This is a genomic window from Paucilactobacillus salsurae (genome assembly GCF_054784995.1).
The window spans coordinates 78,137-92,435 of sequence record NZ_BAAHWX010000001.1 but is presented as its reverse complement, the minus strand read 5'-3'; the positions used below and the strand labels follow the sequence as shown (position 1 = coordinate 92,435).

The window sequence follows — 14,299 nt, the reverse complement described above, 5'->3', positions numbered from 1 at the left end:
AAGTAAAATTTAACCATTGTTATTACTAAATTTTGTTATAATACTATTTAGGCTAGAAAGGTGGCGCAACATGGCGATTAACTATCCCAATGGACAGCAATTTAATCGATTGCACAATCTATCTTCTACTAAAAATCATGCTAATGAGAATAACCATATTTCAATTTATGGAAAACGTGGTATGAGTCTTGAAGAAGAGATTAATGAAAGCAACCAATATTATTTGCAACACGAAATTGCAGTCATTCACAAAAAGCCAACTCCGATTCAGTTGGTAAAAGTCGACTATCCCAAAAGAAGCGCTGCTGTCATTAAAGAAGCCTATTTTAGAAAGCCTTCAACTACCGATTATAATGGTATCTATCGTGGTTATTATATTGACTTTGACGCTAAAGAAACTAGGAATAAATCTTCTTTTCCTTTAAAAAATTTTCATCAGCATCAAATTGACCACCTAAATGCCTGTCTGAAACAAGGCGGTATCTGTTTTGCTTTTCTTAAATTTACGCAAAAAAATGAAATTTACTTACTACCAGCATCAATTTTAATTACTTGCTGGAACCAACAAGAAACTGGCGGACGAAAATCGATTTCATATCAAACAATTGTGGATCAAGGCTATTCAGTCCAATATCATTTAAATCCACTGTTGCCTTACCTGGACGCAGTAGATAAAATGATTTTAGCAAGTAATGAAGAATAAAGGAGTTTATTATGTCTGACAATCAAGAAAAAACCCCCTCACGAAGAGAGCAATTTAATCGTGATGGTGGTAGCGGCAATCAGCGCAACGGACTGATTAAAAAAATTCTAATTTGGAGTGCCAGCATTCTGGGAATTTTAATTTTATTTGGCGCGGTATTATTCTTCTATTACGCTTCCAGTGCACCAAAAATATCAGAAGATGAGCTTGCCAGCCAAAATGCGACAACTATTTATGATGCTGACAATAACGTTGTATCACAACTGGGCGCACAAAAACGAGAGTATGTTAAATCTTCGTCGATTCCCAGTGGCCTAAAAAATGCGGTTGTTTCAATTGAAGATCGACGTTTCTATAAACATCATGGTGTGGATCCAGTACGGATTATTGGTGCTGCTTTTTCTAATGTTTTTGGTTCATCGGCTGGACTACAAGGTGGAAGTACGTTGACCCAACAACTGGTTAAATTGTCTGTTTTCTCAACAGCTTCTTCTGACCAAACTATTAAACGTAAAGCTCAAGAAGCCTGGTTGTCTATTAATGTGGAACGCCATTTTTCAAAGCAACAGATTCTCGAATTTTATATTAACAAAGTCTACATGGGTAATGGTGTTTATGGAATGCAAACGGGAGCGCAATATTATTTTGGTAAGAATTTAAGTCAATTAAATACAGCCCAATTAGCACTGCTTGCTGGAATTCCACAATCTCCAACGTATTATAATCCAATTACACACCCTAAGTATGCGACTCAACGACGTAACGAAGTTTTAAGTGCCATGGAGCGAAGTAAATACATCTCAAAATCTGAAGCCGTCAGTGCCAAACAAGTTAGTGTACAGACAGGATTAGATTCAAGCCATGGCAATACAGATTCAACTTCTGCAACTGGGCACAACAATGATAAAATTGTCGATTCATATTTAAAACAAGTTGTGAGTCAGTTAAAGAAAAAAGGCTATAACCCATACACTGACGGTCTTCAAGTTCACACTAATTTAAATATGGGTGCTCAAGAACATCTTTATGATGCTGCTAATGATGGTACTGTTAGTTTCCCAGATTCAAAAATGCAAGTCGGTGTGGCTGTTACTAATCCAAAAAATGGAAAAATCATCGCAATGTTAGGTGGCCGAAAAGTCGGTAAAGTTACTTTTGGCCTTAATCGTGCCGTTCAAACTGACCGAAGTGCAGGCTCTACAACTAAACCATTGATGGATTATGGCCCAGCAATTGAATATTTACACTATCCAACATTTAGACCTGTTAAGGATATTAGCTTCACCTATCCAGGTACGAATAAAAAACTATATGATTTTGATCGTAAATACAAAGGAACCATGACAATGCGATCTGCCTTAGTTCAATCAAGAAATATCCCTGCTATTCGAACATTACAAGATGTTGGGATGAATAAAGCGACAACATTCTTGTCAAAATTAGGTATTTCATCAAACAAAGAGTATGACCTGCAAAATGGAATTGGTTTATACATTTCTCCGCTTCAAGAAGCTGCCGGTTATGCGGCCTTCTCAAATGGCGGAACATATTACAAACCTTATTATATAAAATCACTGACTACTAAAAGTGGTGATACCTTTAACTATTCTGCTGAAGGAAAAAAAGTAATGAAATCTTCTACAGCTTATATGATTACTGATATGCTTAAAGGTGTAATTAACAACTCTGAAGGAACTGGAACAAGTGCTAAAATTTCTGGGGTTCATCAGGCTGGTAAAACTGGTACAACCCAGTATCCAGCTGATAGTGGTATTTCTTCAGGGGTCATGGATTCTTGGTTCAGTGGTTATACTAAAAACTACTCGATCTCCGTTTGGACGGGTTATGATCATCAATTTGAAGTTGGTCATTCCGTTTCTGGTTCATATGAAAAAACTGCTGCTTTATTATATAAGACTGAAATGAACTACCTTGAAAACGAAAATCCAAGTTCTAATTGGCAAAAGCCTGATTCCGTTGAAACTGTTTATCGTGGCGGTACTCGAGAATTAGAAGTCCGTGGTGAAAGTTGGAGTAATACCGGAATAAGTGATCAATATGCTGAAAATAATACTGGTTCTGCCTCAGATTCTGAGGCTAATAAGGACGCTGTGACGTCATCTTCTTCATCTAAGAGCGAATCAAAAGCAGAATCAGATAGCGCAAGCAGTAATTCTAATAATTCTAGTTCCGTAGAACAGGCGCCTGGTGGTGGTACTGGTGGTACTGGTTCAGATACCCAAAATAGCGGTACGACCACTAATCCTTCTAATCCTAATAACAATAATTAATAAATAATAGTTAAAAAAATCGCGAACTTTGAAAGTTTGCGATTTTTTCTCTATATTTTGATAATCAAAATCATTGATCACCAATTTTAAATAATGGAATCTGTGGACCTGACTTTTTTTGCTGATGATGTTGAGCATCGTCTTTATGTTGCATATTGAATTTATCGCGTGCTTGCTGAACTTGTTGCGGTGTTGTAATATGCTGCTTTTCCCAATTCTGCAAAATACGATCCATATATTTTAAGTTCCAGACTTGATTCAAGACAGCTTCTTGTAAAGCTAATTCGATCATATTCAAGTCATAGTGATCTTCATCAATCCACTTACCAATTGTTTCCAACTCAATTGGCGATAATTGACGCCCAAATTCAACCTCAATTTTTTCAAATAATTGCTTACGATTATTGATATCTGCCGTCTGTTCCTTTTTTGTTTTTTCTTGCGTCTGTAAGACCATTAATTTATCAATCAATGGAAAAAAACTGTAGTAATCAGTTTCTTTCCCCATCTTGTCTAACTTGGTTTCATGCCGCAGTACTTGTTGTGAAATTAATTGGTGTAAAATTTCATAAACCTGTGTCACTTCAATTTCCAAATGTTGCGCAATTAGATTAATATCCGGTGACTGCTGTCCTTGATCAAGGTAGGATTTTAGTTCAAGATAAACAATCAATTGACTGCTCGACATGCCTAATTGACGATAATGATGCAAAACAAGATTACTGACAGTAGTTTGACCTGCCAATAAATATTGGTGAAATGCACTTTGTTGTGATTCAGTCATTCATGTTCACCTCTTATCTCTTTTCTTCATGAGTAATTCTATGGGTAAATGCGGTTGAGTAATCGTGGAAATGGAATTGTTTCTCGCACATGGTCCTCACCTGTAATCCACGTAATTGCCCGTTCCAATCCTAAACCGAAACCTGAATGTGGAACACTACCATATTTTCTTAAATCGAGATACCAGGAATATTCTTTAGGATCTAAACCAGCCTTTTTGATTTGGTCGAGTAAGTAGTCATAATCAATCGCCCGTTCAGAGCCACCAATCACTTCACCATAGCCTTCAGGTGCCAATAAGTCCGCACAAATAACGACATCATTTCGTGTTGGATGTGGTTTCATATAAAACGGCTTAATCGCCTTTGGATAGTTTAAGATGAAGACTGGTTGTTCAAATTGATCAGCTAAATAAGTTTCTTCAGGTGAACCAAAATCATCCCCCCACTTCACATCCATATTAGCTTTTTGCAACATTTCTATTGCTTCGTCATAACTAATACGTGGGTAAGGAGTTTTAGTGTATTTTTTAAGGATTTCAATACTACGATCAAGTGTTGCCAATGAATCTGCACAATGATCAATCACATTTTGCACCAAAAAAGCCACATAATTTTCCTGAACTTCAAGGCTCTCTTCTTGATGCATAAATGCCATTTCAGGTTCAATCATCCAAAATTCAATTAAATGGCGCCGTGTTTTTGACTTTTCAGCTCTAAATGTTGGCCCAAAAGAAAATACTTTGCCAAACGCCATGGCCCCTGCTTCTTCATACAATTGTCCACTTTGTGAGAGATAAGCATCTTGATCAAAATACTCAGTGTGGAATAAATCGGTAGTTCCTTCGGGTGCACTGCCCGTTAAAATTGGGGCATCAATTTTAGTAAAGCCTTCCTTATTGAAAAATTCATAAGTGGCACGAATAATTTCGTTTCTAATTTTTAAAATGGCATGTGGTCGGCTGGAACGCAACCAGAGATGACGATGGTCCATTAAAAATTCAACACCATGTTCTTTTGGAGTGATTGGATAATCTCCACTGGGGTCAAGAAGTTCAATTGCCTCTACCTGAATTTCGTACCCAAATTTGGACCGAGTATCCTCGTGAATTTCACCAACAATCCAAAAACTGCTTTCTTGATGCAAATGTTTTGCTAAATCAAAAGTTGCTTCATCAACTTCATTTTTTAACACAACACCTTGAAAAAAAGCAGTACCATCTCGCAATTGTAAAAAAGCAATTTTACCACTTGAGCGTTTGTCGGTTAGCCAAACACCAATTTTGACTCTTTCATTTACATGTTTTGCTGCATCAATAATATTAATAGTTTCCACCACAAATTCCTCCAATATTTCTACAAATTACTAATTTTTTGAATCACATGACCATTTTTATAATTTAGGAGGTCATAACATAAATTACCTTTTTGATTGATATAGGTGACTTCCCAAACAGGTTTATCATTAAAAACGCCTAACGCAATTTTTAACACTTTTTTTGGCTTACGTTGTTGCCATGTTTGGGATAAAGCAGCATTTTTGCTGATACCAGCACTTTGTTTCAATACCCTAATTCGGCCACCTTTTTGAGCAACAATCACGTATTCTTTTTGATTTTTTTGATTTGTCCCCGCAACCGTATAATAAGTTTTCTCTCGGTTATAGGTATAAAAACCATTGACATGGGTTAAATGTGCATACTTGCGTGCTAAAGATGTTGCCTGTGCTTGGGCAGCATTTTTAGGATGGTTACCGGTTGCGTATACAATCCAACCAAATAAGAAAACCAATACGACCACAGCAATTGTGATGCGCACCGGATGAAGATGTCGATTTTTATTGCGTTGCCTTTGCATAGTTGTACCCCTTTATAAATATATCGACTGATATTATAGCAAATATCTAGTGTTTAATGTCTATTCTTAAAAAAAGATTTAGTTTCCGTCAGAATTTTAGCTGTATCAATGTCGCTCACCGGTAAGTTTGGCGGTAATGTTTTTAACATGGTTTGGCCATATTTACGTTCAATCAAACGGCGATCCAAAATAACGGCAACGCCATAATCTTTCGACGTGCGAATTAGCCTTCCTAATCCTTGTCGTAATCTTAATGTTGCTTTAGGGAGTGCGGAATTGTAAAAGGGATTTTTGCCGTTTTTTAGTAATAGATTGTTTTCTGCTTTAGTTAAGACTTCGTTTGGAGAATCAAATGGTAGCCTGGTAATGATGAGCAATTGCAATTTAGCATTGGGCAAATCAATCCCCTCCCAAAAACTCGCTGCCCCCAACAAGATAGAATCTGTACCCGTCGCGAATTGTTTCAATATTTTCTCTTTACTACCTGAAATGCCTTGCGCTAAAATATCACGTTTAGTAAATAAGTCGGTATTTCGTAATTGGCTATACACTTGTTCAATCGTCAATAATGAATTAAACAAGATCATCGATTGACACCGATTTTGATTCGTTAACTCATAAATTGTGTTTGCTAAATAATTGATGTAATCACGATAGTTATGCGTTGATATTACGGGTGCATCAGCCGCAACAAACAGTCGGGCATTATGTTCAAAATCAAATGGCGATTCTATTTTTTTTACCTTGGTTTGTGCCGGCTCCAAATCAAGCTGTTGATATAAAAATTGAGACCTTCTTGATGAAAACAGCGTAGCACCGACAAATAATGGCGGCATAAATGACGGATAAATATTTTTGGACAAATAACGATTAGTTGTCAATAGTCCCCCACTTAATCGCATGGTGCTTTGCTCCATTGATTGATGAATGGTTAACCAAAAGGCCGATTCCTCAGGCTGTTTGTCTAATGTGTCCATAAATTGGTTTAAGGTTTCATCCACTTTTGACAAAACATGTAATTGACTATCAAATTGATTCATCAAATAACGGTCACTGGCAAGCCAACGTCCTTCTTCATTGGCAAAGGTATTCATCAACGTATTGAAATGAAGGTGAACGTTTCCTAGTGATTGTTCAATACTTTGAATTAAGGGATTTTCAGGTGTTAAAATTTCAGCCAATGCCTGATTATCAACAGTTTGTTCAAAAATTTGCTGTGATTGTTTTGAAATCACATTTAACATGAACTTGCGATATAATGCCTGTTCAAATTCTTTAAATGCTTCATCCAACTGTTGTAAATCAGCCCTTAACAAACGAATATTATAACTAGCAACTGATAAATTGTTAAAAACCTCATCCAATGTATTTTCTTGATGTTGGCTAACAAGATCTTCAAGCAAATGCAATACTCGCGTAATTGCTTGAAAATTTAGCATAGAACGTGATTGCTGCAAAATATTTTCACTTAGATGTTGCGCTTCATCAACTACCAAGTATGGATGATGTAGGTTTTCACCAATTTCTTGCCCATGAACACTTAAATAAGCGTGATTTGTAATCACAATGTTGGCATGTTCCAGGCGTTTGTTGCGTCGAATTAAAAAATCATCTTCGTAAAATGAATCATTAGGATCCAGTAAATCAATGCCTGTGTGCATAATTTCGTTGAAGTACGGCATTTGGTGATTAGTAAAATTAAGTTCATCTAGATCACCGGTAATGGTCTGTAATAGCCAAACTAAGATTTGAGCTTTAATCAATTGAATCTGATTGATGTCTTCAATGACACTTAAAGAGTGATTAAACTTTGCTAAATCTAAGTAATGATGATTTCCCTTAATCACGACACAGTTCACTTGAAACGGCAAAATCTGGTTTAACTGGGTCATGACACTTTTAGCCATCTGATGTTGCAGTACTTGTGTAGCAGTTGAAATCACTACCTTTTTATCAGGATATGACAGATACATGAGTGGAAATAAATAACCCAACGTTTTACCAATACCAGTCCCTGCTTCAATAATGAGACTATTGGTATCTTGGTGGTGATAATTATTGAAAATTGTATTCATCATTTTAGCCTGTCCGCCACGGTACTTCAGGTGAGTGCCAAAAGCTTTTTGTTTAGCAGGCTTAGTAGAAGGATATTTAGGCGTTTTACTTAAATTAGTCGTCATAATTGGTGGTTCTTTACGCAATGCCAATTGATTTTTAATATATAGCCCAGATGCTAATTTGGTTGAACGACGTTGTGCAAATTCGTTTGAAAAAATCAAACTACTTTGCAACGGTAGTTTAATTTTTAAATTAATAATTGCTTGCAGTGTCACTGTTGGCAATTCGTGAACCCGTTCCAAAATTTTTTGAAGTAATTTACTTGTAGCCAACGCATCAGAATCAGCGGTGTGCGGATTATCATGATTAATATTTAAATAAGTGGTCAAGTCACGGAGTCGGTAGCTTTGTGCGGTTGGAAATAAAATTTGACTTAGTGTCACTGTATCAATAGCAGGAATTTCAAGTGCTGGATAGCCTGCCTTTTCAAGTTCGGCATTCAGAAATGGAAAATCAAAATCCACATTATGCGCCACGAAAATTGTGTCACTCAGGAGGCTATAAATCGTACCAGCGACGTCATCAAAAAATGGTGAGTTACGCACCATTTTTGTATTAATACCTGTTAATTGTTCTATATTCTCCGGAATCGCAATGCGCGGATTAATTGTTGTTTGAAATTTATTAATGACTGTCTGATTTTGAACTAACACACAGCCAATTTGGATAATTCGGTTGTCATTTTTCCAACTAGTTCCAGTTGTTTCAAGATCCACAATCGAATAGATAGGTTGTTTTTGCATGAATGTCACCAATTCAGTAGATTTATACTATTTAATCATACTATTTGTAAGGTAATTTTTCCATTGATCATTTGGCTAACAGTGAACAAATCAGTAAGCAAAACAAAAATTCTTTTTTCAAAACCTAAATTAGGGTATCATTATTAATGATTGAATATAGAAAGTAGGGTCTAATTTTGAAACAAATTGGCGTTGGAAATAGTCATGCCAAAATTATTTTAATTGGCGAACATAGTGTGGTATATGGCCAACCTGCAATTGCATTACCAATTTCAAATATAAAATTGACTGCGACGCTCACAAAAAGTTCTTCAAATGGACAAACAATTGATAGTACCTATTACCGTGGGCCAATTCAAAATTTACCTAATGAAATGAATGGTATTCGCTTGTTACTGCGCCAATTAATTACTTATTTTAACGGTGAAACAGATCAGTGGCAGTTAGTGATTAAAAGTATGCTCCCTGCAGAACGCGGAATGGGATCTTCTGCAGCAAGTGCAATTGCCATCATCAGAGCCTTTTTTGATTACTACCAACGATCATTAAGTAAAACTCAATTATTGTCTTTTGCAAACGTTGAAGAAAAACTAACACATACAAATCCAAGCGGCCTTGATGCAGCTACAACTAGTTCCAGTGAACCCATTTGGTTTACGCGCGGTGAAATTGGGCACTCAATTGCAATGAACTTGTCTGCTACATTAGTGATTGCCGATACGGGTATCCTCGGGCAAACTGCAACGGCTGTGACGCGTGTCGCTGATCAAGCTGCTGAATTTCCGGCAGACACTCAGAAAAAAATCAGGCAACTTGGAACCTTGACGAAAAATGCTGCTACAGCTTTAAAGGAAAACGATGCGCTTGCTCTTGGTCATATTATGGATGAAGCCCAGGCGCAACTCTCTTCGCTGTCTGTTAGTCATCCACAACTTGAACATCTTATTAAAGTGGCGCGAGCAAACGGTGCTTGGGGCGCCAAATTGACTGGTGGCGGAATTGGCGGCTGTATGATTGCGTTAGTTAATAATGAATCAGTTGCACAACAATTAAGTCAGCAATTATTAGATGCCGGGGCAACACAAACCTGGATAGAACCTTTGGGAGGAAAAGTAGATGAATAGTGCAAAGATAACTGCACAGGCGCATACAAACATTGCGCTCGTTAAATATTGGGGTAAAAAAAATTCAGAGTTAATCATACCCTACACGGATAGTCTTTCCCTGACCCTCGATGAATTTTATACGACCACCAGTGTTCAATTTAGTGACACGTTAACCCAAGACGTTTTTATGATTGATAAAAAACAAGTTGTGGGTCCAGGCTATGAAAAGCTGCAAAATTTTATGGATTTAGTTCGAACTAAAGCAAAAGTTAATAGTTTTGCTTTAGTTCTTTCGACTAATCATGTTCCAATCTCAGCTGGTCTTGCCTCTTCCGCCTCCGCCTACGCCGCTTTAGCGGGTGCCGCCAGTAAAGCTGCTGGATTACCAACTGATGCAATTAGTCTATCTCGTCTAGCTAGGCGCGGATCTGGGTCAGCAACTCGCTCAATTTATGGTGGTTTAGCAAAATGGCAAAAAGGCTATGATGATGAGACTTCTTACGCCGTTCCCATTCAGGAAAACGTCGATTTTGGTTTGGAAATGATGGCCATCATGATTGAAACCAAGCCCAAAAAAATCTCTAGCCGTGCGGGGATGCAAACTGTTGTGGAAACTTCTCCTTATTATTCAGCATGGACTAAGGTAGTCAGTCACGATATGGTTGCAATGCAACAAGCAATTGTAAAGAAAGATATAAATTTAATTGGTAAAATTGCTCAAACAAATGCGATGCGGATGCACGCGCTAACGCTTTCTGCGCAACCGAATTTTATGTATTTTACCTCAGAAACATTGGATGCGATGAATTTAATTGATGACTTGCGTTCACAAGGGTTAAACTGCTATTATACTTTGGATGCAGGTCCAAATGTTAAGGTCATTTATGATCAAAAAGACCGATCACAACTATATCACCATTTAGCCAACCAGTTTGGCAGTGACAATATTGTGGTGGCACATCCAGGACCTGGAATAAAATTTTTAAAATAAATTTCATGTTACGAAAGGACATGATTGATTGATTACCGTAAAAGCCCCCGGCAAACTGTATATTGCTGGCGAATATGCTGTCGTTGAAAATGGATATCCGGCAATTATTGTCGCCTTAAATCAATTTATAACGTGCAGCGTTCAAGAAAGTCGTGATTTTGGAAGTATTGTGTCACGACAATATAATGAAAATTCAATTTATTGGCGTCGCCTTGGCGATGAAATGATTTTTGATAATCGTGATAATCCATTTCATTACATTTTATCAGCAATTAAAACGACCGAAGGCTACGCCCGCAGTTTAGGTCGTAGTTTAAGTGTTTATCATCTTAAGATTGACAGTGATTTAGATAGTGAAGATGGCAAAAAATTTGGTTTAGGATCTTCTGCTGCTGTCACTGTGGCAACAGTGAAGGCCCTTTGTAAATTTTACGATTTACCTGTTGATAAAAACAAATTATTTAAATTGGCTGCCATTGCTCATTTTGATGTCCAAGGAAACGGATCATTAGGAGACATTGCTGCTTCCGTCTATGGCGGTTGGATTGCATATCACTCGTTTGATCGTCAGTGGCTAGCTGTTCAACGTAAAACAACTGATTTAGCAACACTGGTTGACTTAGATTGGCCCAATTTACAGATTGAAATTCTGACGCCACCTAGTAACTTGCAACTTTTAATTGGCTGGACAGGATCCCCTGCTTCAACTTCAACTCTTGTTGATAAAATTACGCTTGCCAAGGCTAAAGAACAGGCAGATTATCAAACTTTCTTAGCTGATAGTAAAAAATGTATTCAAAAAATGATTGATGGTTTCCACGAAGGAAGCCTTGACGCTATTCAAACAGGAATTCGCTATAATCGTCGATTGCTACAAAAATTGACTGGTTTCTCAGGAGTTACTATTGAAACACCACTGTTAAAAAGATTATGTCAGGTGGCTGAAGAGTTTGGTGGCGCAGCGAAATCCTCAGGTGCCGGCGGTGGCGATTGTGGTATTGTTGCCATCGATAACTCAATTGATCTCAGTTCGTTAATTAATAACTGGGAAAAAGAAAAAATTGAACGTTTGAATTTAGCTGTCCATGCAATTAGAGATGAAATCACACAATAAGCGAGGTCCAAAATGTCGTCAATTCATTCACATCGTAAAGATGAACATTTGTCATTAGCACAAAAATATTATGATGTTGATCATCAATTCGATTCTTTTGATCAAATCAGAATTATTCATCAGAGTTTACCTGAATTGGGTATTGACGATGTTTCTTTGGCGACTTCATTTGGGGAGCTATCGCTACCCTCACCTTTTTATATTGAAGCCATGACTGGTGGTAGCTCAAAAACTGGTGAAGTTAATGCACAATTGGCCACGATTGCAGCAAAATTAAACTTACCAATTGCCAGTGGCTCTCAAAGCATTGCCATCAAAGATCCTGCTGTTCGTGAAACATTTTCAGTGTTAAGAAAAAACAATCCAAACGGCATTGTTTTTGCCAATCTCAGTGCAAATGCAACTGTGGATCAAGCAAAATACGCGATTGAAATGCTAGATGCGAATGCAATTGAAATCCACGTTAATACGATCCAAGAATTAGTCATGCCAGAGGGTCAACGCTCATTTTATTGGTTACATAATATCAGTGAACTCGTCAGCCAACTACCTGTTCCTGTCATTGTTAAAGAAGTTGGCTTCGGAATGGAACAAAAGACCATTAAACAACTTATTGACTTAGGCGTGCAGTACATTAATGTGAGTGGTCGCGGTGGCACTAATTTTGTTCATATTGAAAATCGCAGAAATCATGAAAATAATTTTGATGACTTTGCCACATTAGGCCAGACCAGTGTCGAATCACTATTTGAAACTCGTCCCTTCCAAGATCAACTTCATGTTGCTGCTTCTGGCGGAGTTATTTCTGCGTTAGATGTCATCAAAGCAGGAATTCTTGGGGCGCAAGCAGTTGGAATTGCTGGTCAGTTTTTACATGAACTTATTGAACATGGTAGTGATGGTCTCCTACACTATATCAAAAATTGGCAAACTGAGATTAAAGCATTATTGGTTCTAAACGGATGTCATAATTTTAACGAGCTCCACAAAGTACCTTTTGTCGCTGATTCAGAACTTAATAACTATCTTAGCCAACGCGGATTAATTTAAAAAGCATCTCAACCTGTGCTTGAAGCACAGAATTGAGATGCTTTTTCAAAATCTAAGACCTTTTGGAAAAAAGTTTTTGACTGTGTGGTTAACCAATTTACCAAAACCAACACTATGCTGATTACAAGTAACTAGATACCAACCATTTGACAGTGATTCATCTATCATCACTGTCTCCCCATGAACATATTGTCGCCACTGCGATAGTGAAATGGCTAATGATCTAATCTGGTGATTATTCAATGCTAAAGCAAATGTATAAGACGGTTCAAAACGATTTTTTTTAAAAGTTCCCAGGAGCAGTCCAGGTGTAATAACCTTTAACCCGTTTAACTTAACTTTTTCTTGAATATCAGTTGTCATGTAAAGATGATCTCCATTGCTGATTAGTCGCGAATTATCCATTTTCAAATGTGTTTGTTCGATGAATTCGTTCAAAAGTTTTGATTCTTCTTTGGACAAGTTATTTTGCTGCTTTTCGCGATGTTTTCTAAATTTTGAAATGGTCATATCTGCATCTGCAGATTTTTTAAACTTAGCAATAAAATGGCCCTCTCCTTTGATATGGTGTGGGAACATTCGCACTGTTTGGCTTACTCTCTCATCTTCTTTGGCCCACTTTGGACGACCGTCATCCATTCCAGGATATTTTTTTATGGGTTGTAATTCGAAATTCGGATGTGTATCCAGCAACCATTTGACGATCTGTTCATCTTCTTCGGGTGCAAAAGTACAGGTTGAATAAATAAGTGTGCCGCCTGGCTTAAGCATTTTAACAGCCGAGTTAAGAATATTTCTTTGGCGATTTGCACATTGTGAGCTGTAATCAGGAGTCCAATACTTCACTGATTCAGGATCTTTACGGAACATTCCCTCGCCGGAACAGGGGGCATCAACTAAAATACGATCAAACGTTGCAGACCACTTTTTTTCTAATTTTTCAGGTGATTCATTTGTGATAATTGAATTTTTTACACCCCATCTTTCGATGTTTGATGCTAAGATATCTGCTCTCTTTTTAAATATTTCATTACTAACGAGCACACCTTGACCGGCCATTTGAGCGGCAATATGCGTACTTTTTCCACCGGGTGCTGCACATAAATCAAGTACATATTCACCAGGTTGAGCGTCGACGACCTCACCAACATACATTGCAGAAGGTTCCTGACTATAGACATAACCACTAACATGATCGATCTCTTTGCCATTCACATTACCAAAATAACCATTTTGAGCATACGAAACACGTTCATTTGCCAAATAGTTTCGATCAATTACTTCATCTTTTTTTAAAGGATTTAGTCGATATCCAGTGGTACTTGGTTCTTCAAATGTGTCAATAAATGCCGAAAATTCTTCATTTAGTAGTTGACGGTATTTATTTTTAAATTCAATCGGTAATTCCAAAGTTAATCTCCTTAATAATAAGTTCTTGCATAGTACATTTAATATAGTTGTATACAGCAAATACCTCATTTAAAATTAAGATATGCTAGTTATTTGCCATTACTTATGCTATGTTAGTTTGGTGTAATAATCGA

Annotated in this window: 11 protein-coding genes; 6 read left to right on the top strand and 5 right to left on the bottom strand. The window is 37.2% G+C overall.

The window, feature by feature from the left end:
- Positions 1-70: 70 nt before the first annotated feature.
- Together recU and ACYVQZ_RS00475 are read left to right on the top strand one after the other, a co-directional pair.
- The gene (gene recU, locus ACYVQZ_RS00480; protein ID WP_461239438.1) at positions 71-703 is read left to right on the top strand and encodes a Holliday junction resolvase RecU; all 633 of its coding nucleotides are present in this window, start codon (positions 71-73) and stop codon (positions 701-703) included.
- A gap of 11 nt (positions 704-714) precedes the next feature.
- A complete protein-coding gene (locus tag ACYVQZ_RS00475; RefSeq protein ID WP_461239437.1) occupies positions 715-2,994 on the top strand; it encodes a PBP1A family penicillin-binding protein in 2,280 nt (759 codons plus the stop codon).
- Between the two features lie 70 nt (positions 2,995-3,064).
- On the opposite strand, the gene ACYVQZ_RS00470 is transcribed toward ACYVQZ_RS00475, so the two are convergent.
- The 4 genes from ACYVQZ_RS00470 to ACYVQZ_RS00455 are packed head-to-tail and all read right to left on the bottom strand — an operon-like array spanning position 3,065 to position 8,494.
- Positions 3,065-3,778 carry a DnaD domain-containing protein gene (locus ACYVQZ_RS00470; protein WP_461239436.1) on the bottom strand — a complete coding sequence of 238 codons (714 nt, stop codon included), beginning with the start codon at positions 3,776-3,778 and terminating at the stop codon, positions 3,065-3,067.
- 38 nt (positions 3,779-3,816) lie between these two features.
- Entirely contained in the window at positions 3,817-5,112 is a 1,296-nt protein-coding gene (asnS, locus tag ACYVQZ_RS00465; protein ID WP_461239435.1) for an asparagine--tRNA ligase, read from the bottom strand.
- Between the two features lie 20 nt (positions 5,113-5,132).
- Positions 5,133-5,633 (bottom strand): cell wall elongation regulator TseB-like domain-containing protein, encoded by a 501-nt coding sequence (locus ACYVQZ_RS00460; protein ID WP_461239434.1) that lies wholly within the window; start codon positions 5,631-5,633, stop codon positions 5,133-5,135.
- A 53-nt stretch (positions 5,634-5,686) separates the two neighbouring features.
- On the bottom strand, positions 5,687-8,494 hold the full coding sequence (locus tag ACYVQZ_RS00455) for a helicase C-terminal domain-containing protein (RefSeq protein ID WP_461239433.1): 2,808 nt from the start codon (positions 8,492-8,494) through the stop codon (positions 5,687-5,689).
- A gap of 173 nt (positions 8,495-8,667) precedes the next feature.
- Between ACYVQZ_RS00455 and mvk the strand changes: the two genes are divergently transcribed.
- Genes mvk through fni form a run of 4 tightly spaced genes read left to right on the top strand, consistent with a single transcriptional unit; the run spans position 8,668 to position 12,755 of the window.
- Complete coding sequence (gene mvk, locus ACYVQZ_RS00450; RefSeq protein ID WP_461239713.1) at positions 8,668-9,618, top strand: mevalonate kinase; 951 nt, start codon at positions 8,668-8,670, stop codon at positions 9,616-9,618.
- Positions 9,611-10,591, top strand: a complete 981-nt coding sequence (gene mvaD / locus ACYVQZ_RS00445; RefSeq protein WP_461239432.1) for a diphosphomevalonate decarboxylase — start codon at positions 9,611-9,613, stop codon at positions 10,589-10,591. Before mvk ends, mvaD begins: the two co-directional genes overlap by 8 nt.
- Before the next feature lie 28 nt (positions 10,592-10,619).
- Positions 10,620-11,705, top strand: a complete 1,086-nt coding sequence (locus tag ACYVQZ_RS00440; RefSeq protein WP_461239431.1) for a phosphomevalonate kinase — start codon at positions 10,620-10,622, stop codon at positions 11,703-11,705.
- 12 nt (positions 11,706-11,717) lie between these two features.
- Positions 11,718-12,755 (top strand): type 2 isopentenyl-diphosphate Delta-isomerase, encoded by a 1,038-nt coding sequence (fni, locus tag ACYVQZ_RS00435; protein ID WP_461239430.1) that lies wholly within the window; start codon positions 11,718-11,720, stop codon positions 12,753-12,755.
- A gap of 45 nt (positions 12,756-12,800) precedes the next feature.
- Here the strand turns inward: fni and ACYVQZ_RS00430 are convergent, their stop codons facing one another.
- The gene (locus ACYVQZ_RS00430) at positions 12,801-14,165 is read right to left on the bottom strand and encodes an RsmB/NOP family class I SAM-dependent RNA methyltransferase (RefSeq protein WP_461239429.1); all 1,365 of its coding nucleotides are present in this window, start codon (positions 14,163-14,165) and stop codon (positions 12,801-12,803) included.
- Positions 14,166-14,299 lie beyond the last annotated feature (134 nt).

Excerpts from the sequence above, each read along its gene's own strand:
- recU (WP_461239438.1), top strand. The coding sequence starts at position 71 with ATGGCGATTAACTATCCCAATGGACAGCAATTTAATCGATTGCACAAT.
- ACYVQZ_RS00475 (WP_461239437.1), top strand. The coding sequence starts at position 715 with ATGTCTGACAATCAAGAAAAAACCCCCTCACGAAGAGAGCAATTTAAT.
- ACYVQZ_RS00470 (WP_461239436.1), bottom strand. The coding sequence starts at position 3,778 with ATGACTGAATCACAACAAAGTGCATTTCACCAATATTTATTGGCAGGT.
- ACYVQZ_RS00460 (WP_461239434.1), bottom strand. The coding sequence starts at position 5,633 with ATGCAAAGGCAACGCAATAAAAATCGACATCTTCATCCGGTGCGCATC.
- ACYVQZ_RS00455 (WP_461239433.1), bottom strand. The coding sequence starts at position 8,494 with ATGCAAAAACAACCTATCTATTCGATTGTGGATCTTGAAACAACTGGA.
- mvaD (WP_461239432.1), top strand. The coding sequence starts at position 9,611 with ATGAATAGTGCAAAGATAACTGCACAGGCGCATACAAACATTGCGCTC.
- fni (WP_461239430.1), top strand. The coding sequence starts at position 11,718 with ATGTCGTCAATTCATTCACATCGTAAAGATGAACATTTGTCATTAGCA.